This is a genomic window from Rhizobium leguminosarum (assembly GCF_001679785.1).
GTDB lineage: Bacteria > Pseudomonadota > Alphaproteobacteria > Rhizobiales > Rhizobiaceae > Rhizobium > Rhizobium leguminosarum_R.
In genome coordinates, this window is the sequence record NZ_CP016286.1 from 624,582 (window position 1) to 649,930 (window position 25,349).

The following is a 25,349-nucleotide window of genomic DNA, read 5'->3' on the forward strand; positions in this document are numbered from 1 at the left end:
CCGTCGCAACGGCTCGTCCAAAAGGACGCTCGCTCATGGCGTGAGGCGGTGCCTCAAGTTAAGTCCCTCCCCCTTGTAGGGAGGGGTTGGGGAGGGGTCTTGTTCCTACTGATGTCCGCGCGTTTTCAGCCACGCCTCTGTCAGTTGACGGAAGCGGCCGGCCATATCGGTGATCGCTTCCTCGTCGTTCATTTCGCCTGAAAGCCAGGCACGCGCCGGATCGGCAAAGATCGTCCGGCCGACGGCGAAACCCTTCACGGAGGGAGCTGCCAGCGTCGCCTCGAAGCAGGAGATCAGCTCATCGGCGGGCGCCTCGAGCCCCAGCAGCACGATACCGCGGCACCATGGATCATTTTTGGCGATCACCGCATCGATCTTTTTCCAGGCTTCACGGGATGCCTGCGGCTCCAGCTTCCACCAGTCCGGTTTGATGCCGAGCGCATAGAGTTCCTCCAGCGCGGTTGCGATCGTGTCGTCGGTGAGCGGCCCGTTCTTGCCGGCGATGATCTCCACCAGCAGCTCGCGGCCGACCTTGCGGGCGGCCTCGAACAGCGTCCGCAGCTTCTCCTGCTGCTCCGTCTTCAAGTCAGCCGGATCATCAGGATGATAGAAGCACAGGCACTTGATGCAATGACCGAGCGGCCATTCCACAAGCTGCGAGCCGATATCCTGGCTGAATTCGAAGCGCAGCGGCTTCGAGCCCGGCAATTCCACCGGCCGTCCGATCCAGGAGAAATTCTTCGTCGCCGCATCGAAGAAGGCGTCGCGGCCGAAACGTTCGTCGATCAGCATGCCGTAGCCGTCGCGGCCGTTCGAAACCCGCGCCGCTGCCGCCACTGCCAGCCGCTTGAAGGCGACGATCTTCTCATGGCCGACGCCGAGCTCATCGGCGACGCTGACGAGCTGCGAACGGTGGTCGATCGCCAGCGCCATCAAAAGCGGGATTTCGCCGCGCCGGTTCGATGCCCAGTGGATATGGTTGAGCGCCTCGTCCTTGCGCAGCGCCCGGTGCTTGCTGCCGCTCGTCAGGAAGAAGTCGAGTTCCGCCCAGGTCGGATATTCCGGCGAGCAGAGCAGGCGGGAGACGGCGAAGGCGCCGCAGGCATTGGCCCAGGTGGCGCAGGTCTTCAGCGGCTCATCGCGCAGGAAACCGCGCAGGAAGCCGGACATGAAAGCATCGCCGGCACCCAGCACGTTGAAGACCTCGATCGGGAAACCCTGGCCGATGATGCCGGCTTCGAGATCGTCGGCGATCGGCCCGTCATAGACGATGCAGCCCATGGCGCCGCGCTTCAAGACGATCGTCGCCGGTGACAGGCGGCGGATCTCCTTCAGCGCACCGAGCACGTCGTCGGCGCCGGAAGCGATCAGGATTTCCTCTTCGGTGCCGACGATGAGGTCGCAATCCGGCAGCGTCTCCTTCATCTTCGAGGAGACCCGGTCGGATTTCACGTAGCGTTCGAAGCCTTCCGCATGGCCGGCAAGGCCCCAGAGGTTCGGCCGGTAATCGATGTCGAAGATCACCTTGCGGCCGTTCGCCTTGGCGATGCGGATGGCTTTGCGCTGCGCGGCCTCGGTATTCGGCCGCGAGAAATGCGTGCCGGAAACAAGAACGGCGCGCGACGATCTGATGAAATCTTCGTCGATATCGCCTTCATCGAGCGCCATGTCGGCGCAGTCCGACCGATAGAAGATCATCGGTGACACGCCCTCGGCTTCGACTGCCAGCAGCACCAGCGCCGTCAGTCGCTCCTTGTCGGTGACGATGCCATCTGTCGCGACACCTTCGCGCGCCGACTGCTCGCGGATGAAGCGTCCCATCTGCTCGTCGCCAACGCGGGTGATGAGGCCGGATTTGAGGCCGAGCCGTGCCGTGCCGATGGCAATATTGGCCGGGCAGCCGCCGACGGACTTGGCGAAGGAGCCGATATCCTCCAGCCGCGAACCGATCTGCTGGCCGTAAAGGTCGACCGAGGAACGGCCGATGGTGATCACATCAAGCGCCGGCTCCGGCTGTGAACCCGGATTCGATTGTACCATGATGTCCTCCCGCTAGATTTTGCGCGGCTTCCAGTGCCTGCGAATTTTCAATAATGAAACATCGGTTCCGATATTTTGTCAATTCGGAATGTTTATTCCATTTTGCCTTTTGCAGGTTTTGACTGCTGACTCTTGCGCCGCCGTTCGGCGATTGCAACCGGTAGTGCCATGGTGAGCGCCATCGAGGCCGAAAGCGAGCGGAAGCCGGCGAAATCGGCTTCCGCCACTTCGAACCAGTGCGTGGCGCAGGCGGCAAGCGGCGAAAAGGCCGAATCGGTGATCGCGATGACGGGGACGCCGCGGTCGGCAAGCTCCTGGCTCTGATTAAGGCTGTCGGCGGCATAGGGTGAGAAGCTTGCCGCGATCGCTGCGTCTTTCGGTGTTGCAAACTGCACCATTTCAGGGTCGACGCCGTTTGGCGAGGCGACGATCTGGTGGCGGATATTGAGCTTGGAAAAAGCGTAGGTCATGTGCGCCGTCAGCGGGTAGGAGCGCCGTTTGGCGATCAGATAGATCGTCTCGGCGCTGGCAAGGATATTCACGGCTTTCGTAAAAGTATCGCTCTGCACCGTCGCCGCCAGCCGGTTGACCGACTGGTTAGCCGCGGCAATGAAGCCGGAGAGCAGATTGGCGTCCTCATCGTCGCCGCTCGATTGCTCGAGCGTGACGAGGCGCTCTTCGTAGCTTAGCGTCCGGTCCCGCAATCTTTCGCGAAAGATGCTCTGCAGGTCGGAAAACCCTCCGTAACCTAGATGATGCGCCAGGCGCACCAGCGTCGACGGCTGGACATCGGAGGCGGCCGCGATGCTCGCCGTCGTGCCGAAGGCGATCTCGTCGGGATTGCCGAGCGCGAAGGCGGCGACCTGCGCCAGCCGCTTCGGCATGCTCGCCTTGCGCTCGATGATGGTGCTGCGCAGGCTTTCGAAATCGCGCGGCACGCGCGCGTGCCTCTGAGGATCGTTATCCATGCTTGCGGCTCACGAGATGAAACAAATATTCCATATTATCGAGCATAAACGATTTCAAACGACACCGCTAATTGTTTTTAATCCACTGTAATTGAAGGCTTTTGAACAATCTCTTCGGGAAATATGCAGAAATGCTTGCGACTGAGTCCCTTGTCAAAATGATCCAAATATTCCAAAAATCCGCGCGCAGCTCTGGAGGAGACGGAAATGAAGCCACTTGGCATCGGTTTGATCGGCACCGGTTATATGGGCAAATGCCATGCATTGGCGTGGAATGCGGTAAAGACGGTGTTCGGTGATGTCGAGCGTCCGCGTCTCGTGCATCTGGCCGAAGCCAATGCCGGGCTTGCTGCGGCGCGTGCCGGTGAATTCGGTTTCGAGAAGGCAACGGCCGACTGGCGGGCGCTGATTGCCGACCCCGAGGTCGACGTCGTCTCCGTCACCACGCCCAATCAGTTCCACGCCGAGATGGCGATTGCAGCCCTCGAGGCCGGCAAACATGTCTGGTGCGAAAAACCGATGGCGCCGGCCTATGCCGATGCCGAGCGCATGCTGGAAACGGCGAAGAAATCAGGCAAGGTTGCCGCCCTCGGCTACAATTACATTCAGAATCCCGTCATGCGGCATATCAGAACGCTGATCGGCGAGGGCGCCATCGGCACGGTCAATCATATCCGCGTCGAGATGGACGAGGATTTCATGGCTGATCCCGATGTCTTCTTTTATTGGAAGAGCGAGCTTTCCGCCGGCTACGGCGCGCTCGACGATTTCGCCGTGCACCCGCTGTCGCTGCTCTGGTATCTCTTCGGCCATGTCGAGGCCGTCATAACGGATATGGTCAAACCCTATGCCGACCGCCCGCTGAGCGAGGGCGGTCGCCGTGCCGTCGAAAACCACGATGGCGCCAACGTGCTGATGCGGCTTGGCGGCGGCATCTCCGCCGTGCTGATGGCGAATCGCGCCGCCTGGGGTCGCAAGGGCCGCATTGCGCTGCAGATTTTTGGCTCGACAGGCTCGATCGTCTACGACCAGGAGCGGATGAACGAATTCGAGCTCTATCAGGCCGACGGCCGTGGCTCCGAGCAGGGCTTCCGCAAGATACTGGCGGCCCCCGCCCATCAGCCTTATGATCGGTTTATCCCGGCACCAGGCCACGGCCTCGGCTTCAACGATCTGAAGATCATCGAATGCCGTGAGCTGATCCGGGCAATATCACGCGAGCCGTCGTCGATCGTGACATTCGAAGACGGTCTCAGGATAGAGAAGTCGGTGCATGCCATGGCACAGTCCTTCCACGAGCGCCGCTGGATCGAGATCGGCTGAATGTAAGAGGCCGCTTTCCGTTGACGGGGCGTGGGGTAGGGAATAGGCCTTGGCGTGGGCGTCGGGCGCAGCTTCAGGAGTGAGATCGTGACGGATAGACTGGTGATCATCGGCGCGGGACAGGCCGGTTTCGCATTGGCAGCCAAGCTGCGTGCGTTGAAGGATACGCGCCCGATCACCCTCATCGGCGCAGAGGACGTCGCTCCCTATCAGCGCCCGCCGCTTTCGAAGAAATACCTGCTCGGCGAAATGGCTTTCGACCGCCTTCTGTTCCGCGCCGAGCACTGGTATGCGGACAATGACGTCGATCTTCGCCTTTCGACCTGGGCCGAGCAGATCAAGCCGGACAGTAAGCAGGTTCTGCTGCAGGACGGCTCCGTTCTTGATTACGGCACGCTGGCGCTCGCCACCGGCTCGACGCCACGCCGGCTGCCGGCCGCAATCGGCGGCGATCTCGAAGGCGTCTATGTCGCACGCGACAAGCGCGATGCCGATCTGCTCGCTGAGGAGATGCGCCCCGGTCGCCGCGTCCTCATCATCGGCGGCGGTTATATCGGTCTCGAGGCGGCGGCCGTTGCCCGCCATCGCGGCCTGGAAGTCACCGTCATTGAGATGGCCGACCGCATCCTGCAGCGCGTCGCGGCGAAGGAGACCGCCGACATCATGCGCGTGATCCACGAGGCCCATGACGTGGTGATCCGTGAGAAGACAGGGCTCAAGCATCTGATCGGCAAGGATGGCCGCGTCACCGGCGCCGCACTTTCCGACGGATCGGTCATCGACATCGATTTCGCCGTCGTCGGCATCGGCGTCGCCCCGAACGATCAGCTTGCCAAGGAAGCCGACCTCGAAGTCGCCAACGGCATTGTCGTCGACGAATTCGCCCGCACCTCCGATCCGGCGATCTTTGCGGCTGGCGATTGCGCCGCACTTCCCTGGCAGGGCGGACGCATCAGGCTCGAATCGGTGCAGAACGCCGTCGACCAGGCCGAAGCGGCGGCAGCCGTCATCGCCGGCGGCAGCGAACCCTATGATCCGAAGCCGTGGTTCTGGTCCGACCAGTATGACGTCAAGCTGCAGATCGCCGGCTTCAATCTTGGTTATGACGAGACGCTGCTGCGCCCCGGCGCCCGCGAAGGCGCCCATTCGATCTGGTACTTCAGGGAAGGCCGGCTGATTGCCGTCGATGCGATCAACGACGCGAAGGCCTATGTGACCGGCAAAAAACTGCTGGAATCCGGGACCAATCCCGATAAATCGATTCTCGCCGACCCTTCTGCCGACCTCAAGAGCCTGCTCAGCTGAGTTCGGCTTCTTCATCGAAGAGAACGAAGCGCGATCAAATTCCGCGGATTTCGTCAGGAAATGCGGTTGTTTGCGTAACCGGCTGAATTGCAGCTCGCTGCATTTCTTCTGGTGAAAACTCAAAAAACCCTTGCATTCACAGACCGGTCACCATAGTTAGGCCGCACCGGAGAGGTGGCCGAGTGGTCGAAGGCGCTCCCCTGCTAAGGGAGTATACGTCAAAAGCGTATCGTGGGTTCGAATCCCATCTTCTCCGCCATTCCGATTTCCTGAGCGTGCGTCGATCGTTAGTTTCTGGCTGGGAATCATGTTCGCTTAGTCGGCTAGTACCACGCCACAGAGATTATGACGGTTTGTCTTATCGTAGAATTGGCAGGGCTTCTGGTGGGATGAGAAGTTGGATGCTGCGTGCGGCGCCTGGCACGCGAGATATAAAACCCGCCTTCTCGAGGGTCAGCACCATCTGGTGAACAGACGGAGCCGTAACGCCGAAGTGGCGACGCATGTCGGCTTCGGCCGGAGGCTGTTTGAAGATGCGGCTGTAGGCGTAGATGAAGGCCAGGTACTGGCCTTGGATCTGCGTAAGGCCCCGTCTTGCCGTTGCGGCTTGCGGGTCAAGTGAGGGACTCATTTTGGGATTCATCTGCGTCTCCACGCTGAAGGAGGTGTCGATGAATATAAAGTTTCACATAGAGCTTAGCCAATCGGAACGTGACCAACTGGCCGCTTTGTTGAGCGGGGGGTGCCACAGGTCGCGCAAGATCAAGCGCGCCCAGATCCTGGTCGCAGCGAACGAAGGCTTCAGCGACGAGGTGATCGCGGCAACCTTGAACGTCAGCGGATCGACGATTTACCGGACCAAACGCCGGTTTGTGGAAGCCAATCTGGAAGGGGCGCTCAGCGAAGAACCGCGCCCGGGTGTTGAGCGCAAGCTATCGAGCAAGGAGGAGGCGCTGTTGGTAGCGACCGCCTGCTCAAAGCCGCCGCCCGGGCGAGCCCGCTGGACCCTGGAGCTTCTGGCAGATGAGATGGTCCGGCTCACCGATCATGACCAGTTGTCCTCGGAGACCGTGCGTCGCCGGCTGGCTGAGAACCATCTCAAGCCTTGGCGCAAAGACATGTGGTGCATCCCAAAGATCGATGGGGAATACGTCGCGCGCATGGAGGATGTTCTCGACCTCTACGCAGAAACGCCTGATCCACAAAGGCCCGTGGTCTGCTTCGACGAGAGCCCGACCCAACTCATCGGCGAAGTGCGCGAGCCCATTGCGGCCAAGCCTGGCCAGCTTGAACGCTACGATTGCGAGTATCGCCGAAACGGCACGGTCAATCTGTTTGTCTTCATGGACGCCCACCGGCCCTGGCGCAGGGTGAAGGTCACCGATCGGCGAACCAACCAAGACTTCGCCGAGTGCATGCGCGAACTGGTCGACGTCGATTATCCCGACGCGCCGATCATCCGCGTGGTGATGGACAACCTCTCCACTCATTCCGCCGGGGCGCTTTACGACGCATTTCCCGCCCCGCAAGCTCGAAGGGTGCTGAAGCGACTGGAGTTCCACCACACGCCCAAGCACGCCAGTTGGCTCAACATGGTCGAGATCGAGATCGGTGTCCTGCGTAGCCAATGCCTCGACCGTCGTATCGACAACAAAGACACCATAATCGCCGAAGTCGCAGCCTGGGAGCAGCAACGCAACGCCCACGGCGCAAAGATCCAATGGATGTTCACAACCGAAAATGCCCGCAAAAAGCTCCGTAAAGCTTACCCCGTCAAAGAGTCATAATCTCTGTGGCGTGGTACTAGGCCGGGCGGCGAAAAAATCTCTCTACCCCAAGTGAGAGAATCGCCTGCGGGAATCACCTCCCGCGCTCAAGCCACTGACAGGTGGCGAAAGCGGATCGGTGCACGTCCGGTTACGCTTCCGGCAATCATGAATCCCTCGCAAGAGCCGCATTTTGTCAAAAAAGTGTCACGAATGTGTCGCAAAGCGCATGTCCAAATCTTTGTTGGCTTGACCTAAGCCTCCGCAAAATCAGGGTTTTCTTAACGAAGCATAAAGGAAATCGAGGTCGGTTGCCCGACTTGTGTCCTTTTAGCAACAGAATGTCGGGAAGGCTCCTTCAAATCCCCCGTCCGAGTAAGTTGGTGATTGCGTGACGGCTTCCGTCTTGTATTTTCAACGTCGGAAGCAAGGGCGACTGATCGTCCACTTCTTGAAACACGGGGATGGGGCAGGGAACGCTGCTCAGCGAAAGATCCCAAACCCGATCGAAACTTTGAATTGGAGGTCATTTATGAACATCAAGAGCCTTCTTCTCGGCTCCGCTGCTGCTCTCGCAGTAGTTTCCGGTGCTCAGGCTGCTGACGCTATCGTTGCTGCCGAGCCGGAACCGGTTGAATATGTTCGCGTCTGCGACGCTTACGGCACCGGCTACTTCTACATCCCGGGCACCGAAACCTGCCTCAAGATCAACGGTTACATCCGTTTCCAGGTCAACGTTGGCGACAACCCAGGTGGTGACAACGACTCTGATTGGGATGCAGTAACCCGCGGTCAGGTTCAGTTCACGGCCAAGAGCGACACCGAGTATGGTCCGCTGACCGGCGTCATCGTCATGCAGTTCAATGCTGACAATGCCTCCGACCAGGAAGCTCACCTCGACTCCGCATACCTCGACGTCGCGGGCTTCCGCGCCGGTCTGTTCTACAGCTGGTGGGACGATGGTCTCTCCGGTGAAACCGACGACATCGGCTCGGTCGAAACACTGCATAACTCCATCCGTTATCAGTACGAAACCGGCGACTTCTACGCTGGCATCAGCGTCGACGAACTGGAAGACGGCGTCTACCAGGGTACCGTGGATCCCGTCACCGGCGACTTTGTTCCGGACGATGGTCCGAACAACGTTGGTGTTGCCGTTGGCATCGGCGGCAAGGCTGGTGCATTCAGCTACCAGGTCACTGCTGGCTACGACGTCGACAATGAAGACGGTGCTGTCCGTGCAATGGGTACGGTTGACATCGGTCCCGGCACGCTCGGCCTCGCTGGCGTATACTCCTCCGGCCCGAACTCCTACTACTCTGCAGCTGAATGGGCTGTTGCTGCCGAATACGCTATCAAGGCAACCGACAAGCTGAAGATCACCCCGGGCGTTCAGTACTACGGCAACTACTTCGGCGGCGGCAAGGAAGTTTCGGAAGACTTCGACGGTCTCGGCGATGCTTGGAAGGTCGGTCTGACGGTTGACTACCAGATCGTCGACAACTTCTACGCCAAGGCTTCGGTTCAGTACCTCGATCCGCAAGATGGCGAAGACTCCACTTCGGGCTATTTCCGCCTGCAGCGTGCGTTCTAATCTGATCTGACTTCGGTCAATCAGGAAAGCCCGGCTCTCGAGCCGGGCTTTTTGTATTTGGACGAATGGCCCATTGTACCAGCTGACCAATTTCCTGAGGTTATCGGCAGGTGGCGAGAAAAGCTCGAATTGTCGTGGGGATATTGCCGAGATGCAGGAGCGGGGCATGTCCTTGTCCTTCGGCAGCATGAAGGATCAGCCGCGAATGCCGCCGTGCCATTTCGCCGGCGGTTTCCTGTGAAAGCAGCGACGTATTTTCACCGCGGATCAGCATGAGCGGCAACCGGCTCAGGCTTTCGAACTGCCCCCAGAGATCAGGCAATGGCTGGCTGAAATCGATCGATTTCAGTGCCTCTGCGATCGCCGGGTCGAAGTCGGCGACCGGCCGTCCACCGATATCGCGATAAAGGGCAAGCGCCATCTCGCGCCAATCTCCCTCTGCAAGCGCGGCAAACGACGCGCCATGATTTTCCTTCAATATACAGGCCGCCTCGTTCCAGTCCGCCGGGTTCCTGCCGCTGTTGAGGTAATCGCGGATCCGCGCCAGCCCCTCAGCCTCTAGCACAGGCCCGATGTCGTTGAGGATGACGGCTTCGAGAAGATCCGGCCGTGTCGCGGCGATCAGATGCAGGATCAGCCCGCCCCGCGACGTGCCGACGAAGATCGCCCGCTCGATACCGAACGTCGCGCAGGCGGCAAGGACGTCGCCGGTCTCGATGGCGAGATTGTAGTTCGCCTTGTTCTCATCCCATGCTGAGTTTCCCCGTCCGCGCGAATCGAGCGCAATCACCCTGCGCGGCATTGTTGTGTCCCGGGAGAGAAGCAGCGCAAGCGGATGAAAATCCCGCGTATTGCGGGTCAGGCCGGGTAGGCAGATCACCGGCAGCCATCCGGCGGTTGCCGCCTGGTCGGGTTGGTAGTCGCGGGCATAAAGCCTCAACCCATCAGAAGAAGTATAAAATCGTTCCTGGAAACCGTCTGCATCCGTATCCGGCATCGCATCCCTCGAGACCTGTTTGATCCCGAAGATGTAGCTTGCTTTTCAAGCCTCGCCAAATGGCTTCAGGAGGCGCTGCGTCCGCCGATCAGGTCGCGCTCGATATCGGTGGGTTGGCCGAGACGGGCTTTATAAACTTCGTAATTCTCCATCACCCGCTGCACATAGTTGCGCGTTTCGGGGAAGGGGATGCGCTCGATCCAGTCGATGATCTCGTCGATCGGCCTGCCGCGCGGATCGCCGTAGCGGCCGATCCATTCCGGCACCCGCTTCGGCCCGGCATTATAGGCAATGAAGGTGAGGATATAGGAGCCGCCGAAGGCGTCGATCTGCTCGCCGAGATAATGGGCACCGAGTGTCGCGTTATAGCCGGCATCGGCCGTCAGCTTGTCCCTGGAGAAGGCGATGTTGTGGCGCTTAGCCACCGCCTGGGCTGTTCCCGGCAGAAGCTGCAGCAGGCCGCGCGCGTTTGCCGCCGAAACGGCGGCCGGGTTGAATGCGCTTTCCTGCCGGGCGATGGCATAGGCGAGCGCCTTGCCGGAGCCTGTTATATTGGCGCTCGCCGGGATCACGCCGACCGGAAAGGCAAGCGCTGCGACATCGATGCCGCGTCCATAGGCGATCTTGCCGATCTGCAGCGAGAGATGATGATCGCCCGATTGCTCGGCCCGTGCCGCAAGGACAGCCAATTCACCGGGGCTTTGCAGTTGATCGGCGAGCGCGAGATAGAGAATGGCGGCCCGCCATCCATGGCCGGCGGCCTCCAGCCGGGCGATTGCCTGCACGGCTTCGCGTGCCTGGAAGCGCTGCCGGTCGGCCGTGCTCGGTGCGGGATAGGTGACATTAAGCGTCTTTCGCCCCAGTCTTTCGGCCGCGAGTTGTCCATAGAAGGTGCCGGGAAAATTCGCGGCCTTCGCATAGAATTCGCTGGATTTGCCGGGGCCTCCGGCCTCCGCTGCTCGTCCCAGCCAATACCAGGCGCGTGAAACCGAGATCGGTCCGTTTGATGTCTGGAGAATCTTGCGGAAATGTCTTTCCGCCGTTGCCGGGTCCTGGAGGCCGCGAAGCGCGTACCATCCGGCATGGAATTCAGCCTCGACGATATCCGTCGGGCTCGTTGCGGCGTAGTTTGCGACGATGCGATAGGCAGGCTTGAACTGTCCCTGGTCGACGAGACCACGGCTGATGATGCGCTGCTCGTTCCACCATTCGCCGGAATTGACGAGTTCGCTACGCTCGGGCGGCATCTGCTCCAGAAGCACAGCAGCTTCGGCATATTTGTCTTGCTTGCGCAGATATTCGATCCGCGCAAACAGCAGGCCGGCATCGCCGCGCCATTTCGCATCGACGGCGTTGAGCAGCGCGCCGGCGTTGCCGGCTTTGGCGTCGACGGCAGCCCAGGCCGTGTAGAGCGACTGCGCCTGGCCCATGTCTCCGAAGCGCTTGGCCTGCGCCACCCGGCCGCGATACATTAGATAGTCCATCCGCGCCTTATGGTCGGCGGGCGTCAACAGCGCGGAAAACTCGATGAGGATCTTGTCCTCGGTCGCCTTGTCGAGAGCCTCTCCGCGCCAGACCTTGCGGATATATTTTGCCGCCTGCGCCTGCTTGCCTGACGCAACCAGCGCCCGGCCGAGGATGACGGCGCCCTGCATCGTCTCGGGCGCGGTATCGCCGAAGGCGGCGAGCACGGCGGAAGGGGCGGGATTTTCGTCATAGATCGCGCGTTCGGAATAGGCGCGCAGCCGCGAAAGACCCGGCCAGCTCTTGAGCTCTTGCGCGGCGCTGGCGATTTCAAAAGAAGGAACATCCTTCAATCCGGAAACAGCGATCGCCCAGGTGAGGATATGGCGGTCGAGTGTCCCGTCGCGCATGCCGTTGCGGATCGAAAGTGCCAGCTGCGGGTCCTTGTCGGAAAGCGCGTCGAGGCCGGCTTTCAGGTCGCCGTTGACGGGCGCGATGGCCGGATTGCGCGGAATGGCGTCTGTTGTGATCGATTCCGGTATGGCTGTCCCGGGAATGAAGCCGAGTGGCTTGACGGCAGGCATGGAAGTGCTCTCACCGGGAAGCGGCGACGCAACACTGCTCCACGCGGCGGCAATGAAGCCGAAGGCGGACAGAATCAGGACAGCTTTCTTCATCCGGGATCTCGCAACGAAAACACGCCCTGCCATTTGGCTAGAGGCATCTTAACGAAACCTTACCGTACCAGGTAAAATTCATTCACATCTGCTATCGGAATTTGCCCTAAACCGAACTCTGCGCGCTTGTCGCGATGATTTCGGCGCTCTATGGTGCGCAACTCATATTCATGGAATGCGGCCGAAGCAAGGATTTGGTCGTGAGGAGCTTTGCATGTTCAATGGGTCCATTCCCGCCCTCGTCACCCCCTTCACGGATGCCGGATTGATCGACGAAGACAGCTTCGCCGCTCATGTCGACTGGCAGATCAAGGAGGGCAGCACTGGTCTCGTTCCGGTCGGTACGACAGGCGAATCTCCAACGCTGTCGCATGCCGAGCACAAACGGGTCGTGGAACTCTGCATCGAAGTTGCCGCAAAACGCGTTCCCGTCATGGCCGGCGCCGGCTCGAACAATACGCGTGAGGCGATCGAGCTTGCCCAGCATGCCGAAAAGGTCGGTGCAAACGCCGTTCTGGTCGTCACCCCCTATTACAACAAGCCGACGCAGAAGGGTCTGATCGCCCATTTTTCGGCGATCGCCGAGGCCGTCGATCTGCCGATCTATATCTATAACATCCCCGGCCGCTCGGTGGTCGACATGACACCGGAAACGATGGGTGCGCTCGCCAAGGCGCATAGGAATATCGTCGGCGTCAAGGATGCGACGGGCAAGATCGAGCGCGTCTCCGAACAGCGCATCAGCTGTGGCGCTGATTTCAGGCAGCTGTCCGGCGAGGATGCGACGGCGCTCGGCTTCAACGCCCATGGCGGTGTCGGCTGTATTTCGGTAACGGCCAATGTCGCCCCGCGCCTTTGCGCCGACTTCCAGGCGGCAACGCTGGCAGGCGACTATGCCCGCGCCCTGGAATATCAGGATCGGCTGATGCCGCTGCACAAGGCTATCTTCTTTGAACCCGGTCTTTGCGGTGCCAAATACGGGCTCTCCAAACTTGGCCGGATGAGCCGCAACGTTCGTTCGCCGCTGCTTTCGACGCTGGAGCCGGCAACGGAATCGGCGATCGACGCTGCGATGCGCCATGCAGGCCTGCTGAACTGACGAGACCGGCCGTCTTCACAAGACGGGGTCTCTCCCTTACATAGAGGGCAAGGAATGAGGGCGCGGCTTTTCGCGCCCTAAAAAGCAATTGGAATATCGTCATGGCCCCCAAAGGCAGCCAGCGCGTGGTGAATAAGGTCGTGGCCGAAAACCGCAAGGCCCGCTTCAACTACGAGATCATCGATACTTACGAGGCCGGCATCGTGCTGATGGGCACGGAGGTCAAGTCGCTGCGCGAAGGCAAGGCCAATATCGCCGAATCCTACGCCTCGGATGAGGGCGGCGAGATCTGGCTGATCAATTCCTACCTGCCGGAATATCTGCAGGCCAACCGCTTCAATCACGAACCGCGCCGCCGCCGCAAGCTGCTGCTGTCGGGCCGTGAAATCCATCGCCTGCGCTCTGCCATCAACCGTGAAGGCATGACGCTGATCCCGCTGAAGATCTATTTCAACGATCGCGGTCGAGCGAAGATGGAACTGGCACTCGCCAAGGGTAAGAAATTGCACGACAAGCGCGAATCCGAGAAGGAGCGCGATTGGAACCGGCAGAAGAGCCGCCTGTTGAAGGCTCATGGTTGACCGCGCTAAAGCATGTTTTGCGACAACGGCATGCGTAAAAACAAAGACTTAAAGCGCGAGGAGCGAATCTGAAAGATCGCGACGCGCTTTAGGGCCGATCACACTGCAATCGGCCGCTGTCGCGTATCGTCCATGTAAAGGCGTGGTCACGCGAGGAGCTGGCCGCCGCGCCCCATAATTCAAAGTGTTACAGCGAGAGATCAGTCCTCGAAATCGCTGGCCGGGGCGACTTCGGCCGGGCGTGGCGCCCGCTCGGAAGGATCGCGACCGATTTCAGCCTTCAGAGACAAGAGATCGATGAAATGATCGGCCTGCCGGCGCAGGTCGTCGGCGATCATCGGTGGCTGGGTCGCCATGGTCGAGATCACCGAGACCTTGCGGCCCCTGCGCTGCAATGCCTCGACCAGGTTGGTGAAATCGCCGTCGCCCGAGAAGATGACGAGATGATCGACCGTTTCGGACTGTTCCATGGCATCGATCGCAAGCTCGATGTCCATGTTGCCTTTGATCTTTCGGCGACCCATGGAATCCGTGAATTCCTTGGCGGGCTTGGTGACGACTTTGTAGCCGTTGTAGTCGAGCCAGTCGATCAGCGGCCGGATCGACGAATATTCCTGATCTTCGATCAGAGCGGTATAATAATACGCGCGCAGCAGATATCCGCGTTTCTGGAATGCTTTCAGGAGCTTGCGGTAATCAATGTCAAAGCCGAGGCTCTTGGATGCAGCGTAGAGATTGGCGCCGTCAATGAAGAGTGCAATTTTTTCGCGTGGGTCAAACATCGCTTACCAATCCAATGAGAGCAATCGAAATCCGTATGGGTCAAACTTCAATAAAAACAATAGCTTGTGTTTCGATTTCAATCTGATCCTTACTTTATGAATTATTCATATATGAAAGATTTAGGGCACGATTCGACATATTCCAAGCAACCTTCGGTGGAATTATGACATTCTCCATGGAAATCTAGCTCAGCCGCGGATAAAGACGAGGGGAGCCGGAATGAAAAACTTGTATTTGCCCGGTTTTAATTGTATCGGGCGTGTTAATCCCGAAATGACGACCGTAAAGGACAGGCAATGGCCCGTGTCACAGTTGAAGATTGCATCGACAAGGTGGAGAACCGCTTCGAGCTGGTTCTGCTCGCCAGCCACCGCGCCCGGCTGATTTCCCAGGGTGCCTCGATCACCATCGATCGCGACAACGACAAGAATCCTGTGGTGGCCCTGCGCGAAATCGCCGACGAGACGCTTTCGCCCGATGACCTCAAGGAAGATCTGATCCATTCGCTGCAGAAGCATGTCGAAGTCGACGAGCCCGAGCCCGATCCGGCAAGCATGATCGCTGCCGGCGGTGCCACTGCGGCCGACAGCGAAGAGCAGGACGACGTGCCGGAGACGATCACTTTCGACCAGATGTCGGAAGAAGAGCTGCTTGCCGGCATCGAAGGCCTTGTGCCGCCGGAAAAGAGCGACGACTACTAAGCGCGCAGGCGGGATCTCCGGTCGCGTCGGTTAGATGCAGCCCGGAAAAAGCTGCATGCGACGCAAAAGAGCGACGATTACCAATCGTCAATCTTGCACCTTTATTGCTTAGGCATATTATTGCCCATGTGTGCGCCAATCGTTGATTGGCGCGCTTTTATTTTTATCGGAGTGGCTTTGGAATGATGCGGCAGTACGAGCTCGTGGAGCGGGTTCAGCAATACAAGCCCGATGCCAATGAAGCACTGCTGAACAAAGCCTATGTTTACGCCATGCAGAAGCATGGCCAGCAAAAGCGCGCGAGCGGCGATCCCTATATTTCCCATCCGCTCGAGGTCGCCGCCATCCTCACCGACATGCACCTCGATGAATCGACGATCGCGGTCGCCCTTCTGCACGATACGATCGAGGATACGACGGCGACGCGCGCCGAGATCGACGAACTCTTCGGCGAGGATATCGGCCGCCTGGTCGAGGGTCTGACGAAGATCAAGAAGCTCGATCTCGTCACCAAGAAGGCCAAGCAGGCGGAAAACCTGCGCAAGCTGCTGCTCGCCATTTCCGACGATGTACGCGTGCTGCTCGTCAAGCTTGCCGATCGCCTGCACAATATGCGTACCCTCGATCACATGTCGGCCGACAAGCGTGCCCGCATTTCCGAGGAGACGATGGAAATCTATGCGCCGCTCGCCGGCCGCATGGGCATGCAGGACATGCGCGAGGAACTCGAGGAACTCTCCTTCCGCCATATGAACCCGGAAGCCTACGAGACTGTCACCAAAAGGCTGGAAGAGCTTTCGAAGCGCAACGAGGGCATCGTCAAGAAGATCGAGGCCGAACTGCGCGACCTTCTGGTCGCAAGCGGCCTGACGAGCGCCTATGTCAAGGGCCGGCAGAAGAAGCCCTATTCGGTCTTCCGCAAGATGCAATCGAAGTCGCTTTCCTTCGAACAGCTTTCCGATGTCTACGGCTTCCGCCTGATCGTCGAGGACATCCCTTCCTGCTACCGGGCACTCGGCATCGTCCACACGCGCTGGCGCGTCGTGCCCGGCCGCTTCAAGGACTATATCTCGACGCCGAAGCAGAACGATTACCGTTCGCTGCACACCACCATTGTCGGACCCTCCAGCCAGCGCATCGAACTGCAGATCCGCACCAAGCGCATGCACGAAATCGCCGAATTCGGCATCGCCGCCCACACACTCTATAAGGACGGCGCCACCAATGCCGATGGCGACATCCTTTCCCGCGAATCCAATGCCTATTCCTGGCTGCGTCATACGATCGAGGCCCTGGCCGAGGGCGACAGCCCGGAAGAGTTCCTCGAACACACCAAGCTCGAGCTGTTCCAGGACCAGGTCTTCTGCTTCACGCCGAAGGGCAAGTTGATTGCCCTGCCGCGTGGCGCCACCCCGATCGATTTCGCCTATGCGGTACACACCAATATCGGCGACACCACGGTGGGCGCCAAGATCAACGGCCGCATCATGCCGCTGGTGACGCGGCTTGCAAATGGCGACGAGGTCGAGATCATCCGCTCCGGCGTGCAGGTTCCGCCCGCCGCCTGGGAGGAGATCGTCGTGACCGGCAAGGCGCGCGCCGCCATCCGCCGCGCCACCCGCATGGCGATCCGCAAGCAATATGCCGGCCTCGGCCACCGCATTCTCGAGCGCACCTTCAACAGGGCCGGCAAGATCTTCTCGCGCGAGGCGATGAAGCCGGCGCTGCACCGTCTCGGCCAAAAGGATGTCGAGGATGCGATCGCCGCCGTCGGCCGCGGCGAGATGTCCTCGCTCGACGTGCTGCGCGCCGTCTATCCCGATCATCAGGACGAGCGCGTCACCGTGAAGCCCTCCGGCGATGACGGCTGGTTCAACGTTCGTAGCGCCGCCGGCATGATCTTCAAGATCCCCGGCAAGACCAAGACAGGGCACGATGGCGGCCATTCGGAAATCGACGCCGATGCCGATATCGGGCCGATCCGCGGCCTGTCCGGCAATGTCGACGTCAAGTTCGCGCCGACCGGCGCCGTGCCCGGCGATCGCATCGTCGGTATCATGGATCAGGGCAAGGGCATCACCATCTATCCGATCCAGTCGCCGAGCCTGCAGCGCTTCGACGATCAGCCCGACCGCTGGATCGACGTGCGCTGGGACCTCGACGAAGCCAACAAGTCGCGTTTCATGGCGCGCATCATGGTGAATGGGTTGAATGAGCCCGGCACGCTTGCCAAGGTCGCCCAGACGGTCGCAGGCATCGACGTCAATATCCGCTTGCTGAACACGGTGCGGGTCGCGGCCGATTTCACCGAAATGATGCTCGAGGTTGAGGTCTGGGACCTGCGTCAGCTCAACCAGCTGCTCGCCCAGATGAAGGAGCTGGATTGCATTGCCACGGTCCGGCGCCTCTACGAGTAAGCTTTTGTTAAGCCGCCCCAGAGGGTTGGCCGAAAAATTGCACATTTTATAATCGGAGCAGCGCATCAAAGGGGCAAGCGATGCGCTAGGCGCATGGCTGTGTCCATGTTGCGGCGGTGGTAATTAACCTTTGTCGGGCCTATCTTCTGGTCATCGAAACGTAAACAGAAGATGAGACAAGATAATGTTTGACCCTATCAAGAAATTCGCTCGCGCCTTTCGCGCTCCGACCACGCAGGAACGTGAAATGGCATATTTGAATGGCTCGCTCGATCGTATCGATCTCGAGTTTCGTCAGCGCCAGGTCGATCGCGGTCTGTTCCGCAATCGCTGATACTGGACCTTATACTTGAGGTAAGTGAGGGACGTTATGCATAACGGACGCCCCTCGGCATGAAGGAGCTCCTCTTCGCAGCGAGAACTGAGGGGCGGTTTTTCGAGCGGTATCATTTGCCGCTCTTGTCATGGTGGTGTGCGCTGCACTAAATACCGGCCATGTTGTTTCGCCGTCGCAAGCCTGCGGGATTCAAGGAAAAGATGCGGGAGCTTTTATGGCCTCGCAAAGGTTTCCTTCGCCCGATCCGTTACCTGACAATGCGCGTCCTGCGCCTGAGCGCTTCGCCGCATGCGGTTGCCGCCGGCGTCGCTGCGGGTGTCTTTGTCTCGTGGACGCCGTTCATCGGCGTGCATTTCATCATGGCTTTCGTCATCACTTATTTCCTCTCCGGCAGCATGGTGGCCGCCGCCCTCGGCTGCGCCGCCTTCGGCAATCCGCTGACCTATCCCTTCATCTGGGGCATCACCTGGGAAATCGGGCATCTGCTGTTGAGCCGCGAGGATCAACTGGCCGGCCAGGCGGTGGATCTCGCCGCCCTTTTCCACAAGCTGAACTTCACCGAATTATGGAAGCCGGTGCTGGAGCCGATGCTGGTCGGCGCTATCCCGCCGGCGATCGTCACCTCCGTTGCGCTCTATGCGCTGACATTCTACACCGTGAAGGGTTTTCAGACGCGCCGCCATATACGGCTGATGGAGCGGGCGCGCCTGCGTCTTGCCGTTCCAGCCGGCGACATGCCGAGCGTATGAACCCGATCAAGAATTCTTAAGCGACGGAAGGGGCCGGCATGATCATCGGCATTGGCAGTGATTTGATCGACATTCGCCGTGTCGAGAAATCCATCGAGCGCTTCGGCGAGCGCTTCACCCATCGCTGCTTCACCGAGATCGAGCGCGCGCGTTCCGACAGGCGGGCAAACCGTGCCGCATCCTATGCCAAGCGTTTTGCCGCCAAGGAGGCCTGTTCCAAGGCGCTCGGCACCGGCATGGCGCAGGGCGTCTTCTGGAAGGACATGGGCGTCGTCAACCTGCCGAGCGGCAAGCCCACCATGCTTTTATCGGGCGGCGCCGCCCTGATCCTCGAATCGCTGCTGCCCGCGGGCCACAGGCCCGCCATTCATTTGACAATAACGGATGATTATCCCTTGGCGCAGGCTTTCGTCATTATCGAGGCGTTGCCCTTGAGCCTCTGATCGCGCGACCTCGGGAACTGTTGATCGCGACCTCGGAAGCGTTGATCGCGACCTCTCGTCGCTTTTGATGTTGTCGCCATTGCCGCAACCGGCCGAAGCCGCTAGAGAGAACGACAGAAAGAATTGCGCCGCTGCGGCGTCTTGAAGGAATAAGACTGCGTGTCCGAAAAAGTCGAAGCCAAGCCGAACGCCCTCTGGGAAAATATCAAAGTTATCATCCAGGCGCTGATTTTGGCGATGGTGATCCGAACGGTGCTGTTCCAGCCCTTTACCATTCCGTCCGGTTCGATGATGCCGACCCTGCTTGTCGGCGACTACATCTTCGTCAACAAGTTCGCTTACGGCTATTCGAAATATTCGCTGCCTTTCTCGCCTGATGTCTTCAGCGGCCGCCTGTTCGGCGCCGATCCGAAGCGTGGCGACATTGTCGTCTTCCGTTTCCCGCCGAACCCCGACATCGATTACATCAAGCGCTGCATCGGCCTGCCGGGCGACCGTATCCAGGTTACCGACGGCGTGCTCTACGTCAACGGCAAGCCGGTTCCGAAGGTGGCGGACGGTGCGTTCACTTCGGATTACAAGCTCGACCCGGGCGAGGACGTGCCGGTGTTCCGCGAAACGCTCGACGACGGCAAGTCCTACGACACGCTCGATCAGTCTCCGGTGTCGCGTGGCGACAACACCCGCGAATTCATCGTGCCGGAAGGCCATTATTTCATGATGGGCGACAATCGCGACAACTCGCTCGACAGCCGCTTCGACGTCGGCTTCGTGCCCGCCGAAAATCTTGTCGGCCGTGCCAGCGTCATCTTCTTCTCGCTCGGCAACGACACCTCCTTCCGCGAGATCTGGAAGTGGCCGACGAACATGCGTTGGGACCGCCTCTTCAAGGTTGTTGAATGAGTAAGGCGCAGACGCTTTCTGCGGCGGACCGCGCAAAGCTTGAAGGCCTGATCGGTCATGACTTCGCTGAAAAGGAACGCCTGGATCGCGCGCTGACCCATGCCAGCGCCCGCACCGAAAAGGGCGGCAATTACGAACGGCTGGAATTCCTCGGTGACAGGGTCCTCGGGCTCTGCATCGCCGAGCTTCTGTTCCGCACCTTCGGCACGGCAGGAGAAGGCGAGCTCTCGGTTCGCCTCAACCAACTCGTCAGCGCCGAAACCTGTGCTGCGGTCGCCGACGAACTCAATCTTCACCTCTATATCCGCACCGGCGCCGATGTGAAAAAACTGACCGGCAAGCGAATGATGAATGTGCGCGCCGATGTCGTCGAAAGCCTGATCGCCGCGATCTATCTCGACGGCGGCCTGGAAGTCGCCAGCCGGTTCATTCTGCGTTACTGGCAGGGCAGGGCGGTGCGGGCCGATGGCGCCAAGCGCGACGCCAAGACCGAGCTGCAGGAATGGTCGCACGCGAAATTTGGTGTCACGCCGATCTACCGGGTTGATGAACGCAGCGGACCGGATCATGATCCCCGCTTCAAGGTGACGGTGGAAGTTGCTGGCATTAAGCCCGAAACCGGCGTAGAGCGGTCGAAGCGTGCCGCCGAACAGGTGGCGGCAACGAAGATGCTCGAGCGCGAAGGCATTTGGCAGCAATCGCCTGCCGGAAACTGACGGGACAATGACACAAGAAGAAGAGATCGCGGCCGAAGCTGCCGCAGAAACCAATGGTCCGACGCATTCGGGCTTCGTCGCGCTGATCGGGCCGACCAATGCCGGCAAGTCGACGCTGGTGAACCGCCTCGTCGGCGCCAAGGTCTCGATCGTCAGCCATAAGGTGCAGACGACACGGGCCATCGTCCGCGGCATCGCGATCCACGACAATGCCCAGATCGTCTTCATGGATACGCCTGGTATCTTCAAGCCGCGCCGCCGGCTTGACCGCGCCATGGTGACCTCGGCCTGGGGCGGTGCGAGGGATGCCGATCTGATCGTGCTGCTGATCGACAGCGAGCGCGGCCTGCGCGGCGATGCCGAAGCCATCCTCGAAGGCCTCAAGGAAGTCCGGCAGCCGAAGATCCTGCTGCTCAACAAGATCGACCGCGTCAACCGCGAGGATCTGCTGGCGCTGGCCGCTGCCGCCAACGAGAAGATCGCTTTCGATCGCACCTTCATGATCTCCGCCGAAAACGGCTCCGGCTGCGACGACCTCATGGACTATCTGGCGAAAACGCTCCCGGAGGGACCGTGGTACTATCCGGAAGACCAGATCTCCGATCTGCCGATGCGCCAACTCGCTGCCGAGATCACCCGCGAGAAGCTGTTTTTGCGCCTGCACCAGGAGCTTCCCTACGCCTCGCACGTCGAGACGGAGACGTGGGAAGAGCGCAAGGACGGCTCGGTGCGGATCGAGCAGGTGATCTATCTCGAGCGCGACAGCCAGAAGAAGATCGCGCTCGGCAAGGGTGGTGAAACCATCAAGGCGATCTCGACTGCGTCCCGCAAGGAATTGTCGCAGATCCTCGAACAGCCGGTCCATCTCTTCCTGTTCGTCAAGGTTCGCGAGAATTGGGGTGATGATCCCGAGCGGTTCCGCGAAATGGGTCTCGATTTCCCGAAATAAGCATGGCAAGGATTTCGTCGGGTTGGCGCCAGCCCTTTGTTTCCGCATAAAAAATTCGCCTCGCTCATGGAACGAATCCGTGCCTTGCGCATTCCTTGATGAACGGCGCGCCAATGTTGGCGCGCCGATTTTGCGACGGCAAGGGCAAGTATGGCGACGTCGAGACCCATCAATTCTTTCAAGACCCCTTGCGAGCAATGTCCCTTGCGGCCTCTGCCGCATTTCAGGGAGTTCAGCCGTGATGAGTTGGAGTTCGTCTCGAGCTTCAAGAGGGGTGAGCTTGCCGTCGACGCCGGCTCCACCATCCTCGTCGAGGGCGCACATAGCGCTCACCTCTTCACCGTGCTCGCCGGCTGGGGCTTCCGCTACAAGATGCTGGAGGACGGACGCCGCCAGATTCTGAACTATATCATGCCGGGCGACTTGGTGGGCCTGCAGGGGACGATCGCCGGTGAGATGCAGCATTCCGTCGAAGCGCTTTCGCCCGTGTCCCTTTGTGTCTTCGAGCGTGACAGGCTGATGACGCTCTACAACAAGCACGCCTCGCTGGCCTTCGACATCACCTGGATCGCCGCGCGCGAGGAGCGCATCCTGGATGAGCATCTCCTGAGCATCGGCCGCCGGACGGCGCTGGAAAGAGCAGCCTACCTGATCGCTTTCCTGTTTGAGCGCGGCCGGAAGCTCAATATCTTCAACGGCCGCAAATTCATTCCCATCACCCAGCAGCACATCGCCGACACGCTCGGTCTTTCCATCGTTCACACCAATAAAACTTTGAAAAAGCTCAGCGAACGAGGGTTGATCCGCTGGCAGGAGCGCGGCTGCGAGGTGCTGAACGGTGAGGAGTTGATGGTGATCGCCGGCTGGGAAGGGCTGGGAGAGGGCAAACGCCCGTTCATCTAAAGCGCGTCGCGTCTTAGGTCTTTGTTTGCGCGACATGCTTTGGTCAAGCAGCCTGGTTATGTCTTTTTTAAATGCAGATTAGCAGCAAGGAAAATAAGGTCGGCCGTCATCTTCCTCCGATTTTGATTCTTATCGACCGGGCAGAAAAATGGTTTATTCAGAAAAGGTGGCGGAATTCACCGATAGCGTGCCATGCGGGGCACCGGAGGGCAATGATGTTGGCGAAACGGCCGGGGCGCTGCGACAGGTGCCCGACGAGGGGCATCGAATCATGAGCGCAATCCGTGTTCTGGTTCTTGAAGACAGTTTGATCATCGCGATGGAGGCGGAGGATATTCTACGCCTGGCCGGCGTCGAGAGCATCGATATCGTTGGCAGCGTCGAACAGGCAAGGGCTGCCATCGCTGCGGAGAAATATGATTTCGCCCTTCTCGACGTCAATCTCGGCGAGGGCATGAGCTTCGGATTTGCCCGCCATCTTCTCGATATCGGCATCCCCTTCGGCTTCGTCAGCGGCTATTCCGATACCGGCGATTTCCCGCCCGACCTGCAGCACATACCGCTTCTGGTGAAGCCTTTCGACGAAATGGCGATGCGGGAATTCCTGCAGAGGCTTTTCCCGGCTGTCGCCTGACGCGGTTTCTGACGGGAGTCGGGCCTTGCATTGCAGCGTGTCTTTCAGACGCGCAAAGGACGCTGTAACGCGTTGAATTATGCAGTAGGATGGATTTGTCAGCCGTAAGGACTTCTTTCGATGCAGTGGCAGGACCATGCGATCATCCTGGGCGTCAAGCGCCACGGCGAGACGAGCGTCATCGCCGAGGTGATGACGCGTGATCGCGGCCGCCATCTTGGCCTGGTGCGTTCCGGACGCTCGCGCGCCATGCAGCCGGTGCTGCAGGCGGGCAATGCAGTGGAGGTCATCTGGCGTGCCCGGCTTGACGAGCATCTCGGCGAATTCCGCGTCGAGCCGGTGACGCTTCGCGCTGCCCGGCTGATGGAAACGGCAACCGCCGTCTACGGTGTCCAGGCGATGGGCGCGCTGCTGCGGCTGCTGCCGGAGCGTGACCCGCATCCACACCTCTTCGATGCGCTGGAGGTGATCCTCGATCACCTGCACAACCCGGCCGATGCCGGCGAACTCTTCGTGCGTTTCGAGCTTGCGGTGCTGAATGACCTCGGCTTCGGCCTCGATCTTGCCGAATGCGCCGCGACCGGCGCCCGTTCCGATCTCGCCTATGTCTCGCCGAAATCCGGCCGCGCCGTCAGCCGCGCCGCTGGTGCCCCCTGGGCGGACAAGATGCTGCTCCTGCCGCCGTTCCTCAGCATCGAGGGCAATCATGCGGCCGACTTCGATAGTCTTTCAGCCGCATTCCGTCTGACAGGGTTCTTTCTGCATCGCCATGTCTACGAGCCGCGCGGCATCGAAGCCGTAGCAGCCCGCGACGGCTTCGTTCAGGCGGCACTCAAGGCCCTCAATCCAGCCTTGCGGACGCTTTCAGGTCCGAATGGTATTTCCGACTGACCTCCGTTTTTTACGGGTGCAAAACATCCTCCGGATTTGGCGGTTTACCTGCCTATGAGCGCTTCCTATGTCTTCACAGGATTGCCAATCAAGGAGGACCTCATGCTGACTAAGACCGCATCACCGACGACGATCACGCTCTGGAATGGCCGCGAAATTCCGCGCCTTGGCATGGGATGCTGGGCGATCGGCGGTCCCTTCTACGCCGGCGACACGCCGCTCGGCTGGGGCGATGTCGACGACGATGAATCCGTCGAAGCGATCAACCGCGCCATCGAACTCGGCATCCGCTTTTTCGATACGGCCTCGAACTACGGCGCCGGCCACTCGGAAGAGGTGCTCGGCCGGGCAATCGGCAATCGCGACGATATTGTCATCGCCACCAAGTTCGGTTTCGCCACCGATCCGGCCACCAAGCAGGCAACCGGCGCCTTCGCCGATGAGACCTTCATCCGCCGATCGGTCGAGACCTCGCTGCGCCGCCTCAAGCGCGATCGCCTCGATCTCCTGCAGTTCCACCTTAATGATTTTCCCCTGGACCAATCGGATGCCGTCTTCGATACGCTGGAGGCGCTGCGCGCCGAAGGCAAGATCGATGCGTTCGGCTGGAGCACCGATTTTCCCGATCGTGCCGCTCGTCATGTCGGCCGCCGGGGCTACGTCTCGATCCAGCATACGATGAATGTTTTCGAACCGGTGCCGGAGATGATCTCGGTCATCGAGGGGAAGGGCCTGATGTCAATCAATCGCGGTCCGCTGGCGATGGGACTGCTCACCGGCAAGTTCACCGCCGACAAGGCGGTGGGCGCCAAGGATGTCCGTGGGGCGGCCCTTGACTGGATGGTCTATTTCAAGGACGGGCGCATGGCCCCGGAATTCGCCGCAAGGCTCGATGCCGTCCGCGATCTCCTGACGTCAGGCGGTCGCACACTGACGCAGGGCGCGCTTGCCTGGCTCTGGGCGCGCTCGCCGCGCACCCTTCCCATTCCGGGGTTCCGCACCGTCGCCCAGGTGGAGGAAAATGCCGGCGCGCTGGAGAAGGGACCACTGCCGGCCGATGTCATGGCAGGCATCGATACCGCACTCGCGCGCGCGTGACGCTCTAACTC

General features: G+C 60.1%; 24 protein-coding genes and 1 tRNA gene. 19 read left to right on the plus strand and 6 right to left on the minus strand.

From position 1 onward, the window contains the following. Window positions 1-105 precede the first annotated feature (105 nt). Both BA011_RS03285 and BA011_RS03290 read right to left on the minus strand, forming a co-directional pair. Complete coding sequence (locus tag BA011_RS03285; RefSeq protein ID WP_065279434.1) at window positions 106-2,040, minus strand: bifunctional 5-dehydro-2-deoxygluconokinase/5-dehydro-2-deoxyphosphogluconate aldolase; 1,935 nt, start codon at window positions 2,038-2,040, stop codon at window positions 106-108. Window positions 2,041-2,132: 92 nt separating this feature from the next. Next, window positions 2,133-3,008 carry a MurR/RpiR family transcriptional regulator gene (locus BA011_RS03290; RefSeq protein ID WP_065279435.1) on the minus strand — a complete coding sequence of 292 codons (876 nt, stop codon included), beginning with the start codon at window positions 3,006-3,008 and terminating at the stop codon, window positions 2,133-2,135. Between the two features lie 207 nt (window positions 3,009-3,215). On the opposite strand from BA011_RS03290, the gene BA011_RS03295 reads away from it, so the two are divergent. From BA011_RS03295 to BA011_RS03305, 3 genes are all read left to right on the plus strand, one after another. Further along, window positions 3,216-4,331 carry a Gfo/Idh/MocA family protein gene (locus tag BA011_RS03295; protein WP_065279436.1) on the plus strand — a complete coding sequence of 372 codons (1,116 nt, stop codon included), beginning with the start codon at window positions 3,216-3,218 and terminating at the stop codon, window positions 4,329-4,331. Between the two features lie 87 nt (window positions 4,332-4,418). Next, a complete protein-coding gene (locus BA011_RS03300; protein ID WP_065282393.1) occupies window positions 4,419-5,636 on the plus strand; it encodes an NAD(P)/FAD-dependent oxidoreductase in 1,218 nt (405 codons plus the stop codon). Between the two features lie 168 nt (window positions 5,637-5,804). Continuing rightward, window positions 5,805-5,895, plus strand: a tRNA-Ser gene (locus BA011_RS03305). 99 nt (window positions 5,896-5,994) lie between these two features. Here BA011_RS03305 and BA011_RS03310 read toward each other — a convergent pair. Beyond that, on the minus strand, window positions 5,995-6,279 hold the full coding sequence (locus BA011_RS03310) for a LexA family protein (protein ID WP_420493416.1): 285 nt from the start codon (window positions 6,277-6,279) through the stop codon (window positions 5,995-5,997). Between the two features lie 28 nt (window positions 6,280-6,307). On the opposite strand from BA011_RS03310, the gene BA011_RS03315 reads away from it, so the two are divergent. Then, window positions 6,308-7,423, plus strand: a complete 1,116-nt coding sequence (locus BA011_RS03315; RefSeq protein ID WP_065282351.1) for an IS630 family transposase — start codon at window positions 6,308-6,310, stop codon at window positions 7,421-7,423. Between the two features lie 511 nt (window positions 7,424-7,934). Continuing rightward, window positions 7,935-8,996 carry a porin gene (locus BA011_RS03320; protein WP_065279437.1) on the plus strand — a complete coding sequence of 354 codons (1,062 nt, stop codon included), beginning with the start codon at window positions 7,935-7,937 and terminating at the stop codon, window positions 8,994-8,996. Between the two features lie 100 nt (window positions 8,997-9,096). Here the strand turns inward: BA011_RS03320 and BA011_RS03325 are convergent, their stop codons facing one another. Then, window positions 9,097-9,993, minus strand: a complete 897-nt coding sequence (locus BA011_RS03325) for an alpha/beta fold hydrolase (RefSeq protein WP_065279438.1) — start codon at window positions 9,991-9,993, stop codon at window positions 9,097-9,099. Window positions 9,994-10,058: 65 nt separating this feature from the next. Further along, window positions 10,059-12,134, minus strand: coding sequence for a lytic transglycosylase domain-containing protein (locus tag BA011_RS03330; protein WP_065279439.1), 2,076 nt, complete (start codon window positions 12,132-12,134; stop codon window positions 10,059-10,061). Between the two features lie 214 nt (window positions 12,135-12,348). Here BA011_RS03330 and dapA point away from each other — a divergent pair, with 214 nt between their 5' ends. Further along, window positions 12,349-13,233 (plus strand): 4-hydroxy-tetrahydrodipicolinate synthase, encoded by an 885-nt coding sequence (gene dapA, locus BA011_RS03335; RefSeq protein WP_065279440.1) that lies wholly within the window; start codon window positions 12,349-12,351, stop codon window positions 13,231-13,233. Between the two features lie 101 nt (window positions 13,234-13,334). Continuing rightward, window positions 13,335-13,814 (plus strand): SsrA-binding protein SmpB, encoded by a 480-nt coding sequence (gene smpB / locus BA011_RS03340; RefSeq protein WP_003546925.1) that lies wholly within the window; start codon window positions 13,335-13,337, stop codon window positions 13,812-13,814. Window positions 13,815-14,014: 200 nt separating this feature from the next. Here smpB and BA011_RS03345 read toward each other — a convergent pair whose 3' ends face one another. Next, window positions 14,015-14,596, minus strand: coding sequence for an NYN domain-containing protein (locus tag BA011_RS03345; protein WP_003546927.1), 582 nt, complete (start codon window positions 14,594-14,596; stop codon window positions 14,015-14,017). 297 nt (window positions 14,597-14,893) lie between these two features. Here BA011_RS03345 and rpoZ point away from each other — a divergent pair, with 297 nt between their 5' ends. The 12 genes from rpoZ to BA011_RS03405 all read left to right on the plus strand — a co-directional run bounded on the left by rpoZ (window position 14,894) and on the right by BA011_RS03405 (window position 25,338). Next, window positions 14,894-15,298, plus strand: coding sequence for a DNA-directed RNA polymerase subunit omega (gene rpoZ, locus BA011_RS03350; RefSeq protein ID WP_017959757.1), 405 nt, complete (start codon window positions 14,894-14,896; stop codon window positions 15,296-15,298). Between the two features lie 182 nt (window positions 15,299-15,480). Continuing rightward, window positions 15,481-17,715, plus strand: a complete 2,235-nt coding sequence (locus BA011_RS03355) for a RelA/SpoT family protein (RefSeq protein WP_065279441.1) — start codon at window positions 15,481-15,483, stop codon at window positions 17,713-17,715. Between the two features lie 184 nt (window positions 17,716-17,899). Beyond that, a complete protein-coding gene (locus BA011_RS03360) occupies window positions 17,900-18,049 on the plus strand; it encodes a DUF3563 family protein (protein WP_003558084.1) in 150 nt (49 codons plus the stop codon). Between the two features lie 161 nt (window positions 18,050-18,210). Next, entirely contained in the window at window positions 18,211-18,801 is a 591-nt protein-coding gene (locus BA011_RS03365; RefSeq protein WP_065279442.1) for a DUF2062 domain-containing protein, read from the plus strand. A gap of 38 nt (window positions 18,802-18,839) precedes the next feature. Further along, window positions 18,840-19,244 carry a holo-ACP synthase gene (gene acpS, locus BA011_RS03370; RefSeq protein ID WP_017959760.1) on the plus strand — a complete coding sequence of 135 codons (405 nt, stop codon included), beginning with the start codon at window positions 18,840-18,842 and terminating at the stop codon, window positions 19,242-19,244. A 159-nt stretch (window positions 19,245-19,403) separates the two neighbouring features. Then, on the plus strand, window positions 19,404-20,147 hold the full coding sequence (gene lepB, locus BA011_RS03375) for a signal peptidase I (protein ID WP_017959761.1): 744 nt from the start codon (window positions 19,404-19,406) through the stop codon (window positions 20,145-20,147). Then, complete coding sequence (rnc, locus tag BA011_RS03380) at window positions 20,144-20,863, plus strand: ribonuclease III (protein WP_065279443.1); 720 nt, start codon at window positions 20,144-20,146, stop codon at window positions 20,861-20,863. The genes lepB and rnc overlap by 4 nt, the downstream gene beginning before the upstream one ends. Before the next feature lie 7 nt (window positions 20,864-20,870). Beyond that, window positions 20,871-21,812 (plus strand): GTPase Era, encoded by a 942-nt coding sequence (era, locus tag BA011_RS03385; protein WP_003546943.1) that lies wholly within the window; start codon window positions 20,871-20,873, stop codon window positions 21,810-21,812. Between the two features lie 150 nt (window positions 21,813-21,962). After that, on the plus strand, window positions 21,963-22,715 hold the full coding sequence (locus BA011_RS03390) for a Crp/Fnr family transcriptional regulator (RefSeq protein WP_065279444.1): 753 nt from the start codon (window positions 21,963-21,965) through the stop codon (window positions 22,713-22,715). A gap of 148 nt (window positions 22,716-22,863) precedes the next feature. Beyond that, a complete protein-coding gene (locus BA011_RS03395) occupies window positions 22,864-23,349 on the plus strand; it encodes a response regulator (RefSeq protein WP_065279445.1) in 486 nt (161 codons plus the stop codon). A 120-nt stretch (window positions 23,350-23,469) separates the two neighbouring features. Beyond that, the gene (recO, locus tag BA011_RS03400; RefSeq protein ID WP_065279446.1) at window positions 23,470-24,240 is read left to right on the plus strand and encodes a DNA repair protein RecO; all 771 of its coding nucleotides are present in this window, start codon (window positions 23,470-23,472) and stop codon (window positions 24,238-24,240) included. 102 nt (window positions 24,241-24,342) lie between these two features. Next, complete coding sequence (locus BA011_RS03405; protein WP_065282394.1) at window positions 24,343-25,338, plus strand: aldo/keto reductase; 996 nt, start codon at window positions 24,343-24,345, stop codon at window positions 25,336-25,338. Window positions 25,339-25,349 lie beyond the last annotated feature (11 nt).

Bases quoted from the DNA above. Each gene is read 5' to 3' on its own strand.
- BA011_RS03355 (WP_065279441.1), top strand. From the start codon at position 15,481: ATGATGCGGCAGTACGAGCTCGTGGAGCGGGTTCAGCAATACAAGCCC.
- BA011_RS03395 (WP_065279445.1), top strand. From the start codon at position 22,864: ATGGTTTATTCAGAAAAGGTGGCGGAATTCACCGATAGCGTGCCATGC.
- smpB (WP_003546925.1), top strand. From the start codon at position 13,335: ATGGCCCCCAAAGGCAGCCAGCGCGTGGTGAATAAGGTCGTGGCCGAA.
- BA011_RS03325 (WP_065279438.1), bottom strand. From the start codon at position 9,993: ATGCCGGATACGGATGCAGACGGTTTCCAGGAACGATTTTATACTTCT.
- BA011_RS03345 (WP_003546927.1), bottom strand. From the start codon at position 14,596: ATGTTTGACCCACGCGAAAAAATTGCACTCTTCATTGACGGCGCCAAT.
- BA011_RS03315 (WP_065282351.1), top strand. From the start codon at position 6,308: ATGAATATAAAGTTTCACATAGAGCTTAGCCAATCGGAACGTGACCAA.
- recO (WP_065279446.1), top strand. From the start codon at position 23,470: ATGCAGTGGCAGGACCATGCGATCATCCTGGGCGTCAAGCGCCACGGC.
- acpS (WP_017959760.1), top strand. From the start codon at position 18,840: ATGATCATCGGCATTGGCAGTGATTTGATCGACATTCGCCGTGTCGAG.
- rpoZ (WP_017959757.1), top strand. From the start codon at position 14,894: ATGGCCCGTGTCACAGTTGAAGATTGCATCGACAAGGTGGAGAACCGC.
- BA011_RS03365 (WP_065279442.1), top strand. From the start codon at position 18,211: ATGTTGTTTCGCCGTCGCAAGCCTGCGGGATTCAAGGAAAAGATGCGG.
- dapA (WP_065279440.1), top strand. From the start codon at position 12,349: ATGTTCAATGGGTCCATTCCCGCCCTCGTCACCCCCTTCACGGATGCC.
- BA011_RS03360 (WP_003558084.1), top strand. From the start codon at position 17,900: ATGTTTGACCCTATCAAGAAATTCGCTCGCGCCTTTCGCGCTCCGACC.
- era (WP_003546943.1), top strand. From the start codon at position 20,871: ATGACACAAGAAGAAGAGATCGCGGCCGAAGCTGCCGCAGAAACCAAT.
- BA011_RS03285 (WP_065279434.1), bottom strand. From the start codon at position 2,040: ATGGTACAATCGAATCCGGGTTCACAGCCGGAGCCGGCGCTTGATGTG.
- BA011_RS03290 (WP_065279435.1), bottom strand. From the start codon at position 3,008: ATGGATAACGATCCTCAGAGGCACGCGCGCGTGCCGCGCGATTTCGAA.
- rnc (WP_065279443.1), top strand. From the start codon at position 20,144: ATGAGTAAGGCGCAGACGCTTTCTGCGGCGGACCGCGCAAAGCTTGAA.
- BA011_RS03320 (WP_065279437.1), top strand. From the start codon at position 7,935: ATGAACATCAAGAGCCTTCTTCTCGGCTCCGCTGCTGCTCTCGCAGTA.
- BA011_RS03405 (WP_065282394.1), top strand. From the start codon at position 24,343: ATGCTGACTAAGACCGCATCACCGACGACGATCACGCTCTGGAATGGC.
- BA011_RS03295 (WP_065279436.1), top strand. From the start codon at position 3,216: ATGAAGCCACTTGGCATCGGTTTGATCGGCACCGGTTATATGGGCAAA.
- BA011_RS03310 (WP_420493416.1), bottom strand. From the start codon at position 6,279: ATGAATCCCAAAATGAGTCCCTCACTTGACCCGCAAGCCGCAACGGCA.
- BA011_RS03390 (WP_065279444.1), top strand. From the start codon at position 21,963: ATGGCGACGTCGAGACCCATCAATTCTTTCAAGACCCCTTGCGAGCAA.
- BA011_RS03330 (WP_065279439.1), bottom strand. From the start codon at position 12,134: ATGAAGAAAGCTGTCCTGATTCTGTCCGCCTTCGGCTTCATTGCCGCC.